This is a genomic window from Pseudomonas sp. SIMBA_041 (assembly GCF_046535095.1).
GTDB classification, from domain to species: Bacteria; Pseudomonadota; Gammaproteobacteria; order Pseudomonadales; family Pseudomonadaceae; genus Aquipseudomonas; species Aquipseudomonas mucoides.
In genome coordinates this window covers 1-253 of sequence record NZ_JAWRXJ010000621.1, presented here as the reverse complement: position 1 = coordinate 253, position 253 = coordinate 1, and the positions used below count along the sequence as shown (strand labels likewise).

Sequence of the window (253 nt, the reverse complement as noted above, 5' to 3'; positions counted from 1 at the left end):
CTGTAGGTGTTTAAAATAATTGACTACGGGGTCAGGTTGCACCGTATTCCTACGTTGACGCCGTGTATTGCTTGGCTTGTGCCACCAGCCAGTCGCGGAAGGCGCGCAGCGAAGCGGACTCAACCTTGCGCTCGGGAATCATCAGATAGTAGGCCTTGTCGCTGCTCAGGGCATGCCTGTTAGCGACCACCAACCTACCCTCCTGCAACTCACGCTGGATCAGGAAGGGTGGGATCAGCGCGACGCCCATGTC

Annotated in this window: 1 protein-coding gene; it reads right to left on the bottom strand. The window is 57.3% G+C overall.

Annotated elements, in window-relative coordinates:
- Nucleotides 1–49: 49 nt before the first annotated feature.
- The coding region (locus tag SB725_RS32590) for a LysR substrate-binding domain-containing protein (protein WP_410923623.1) at nt 50–253 on the bottom strand (204 nt) is incomplete at its 5' end.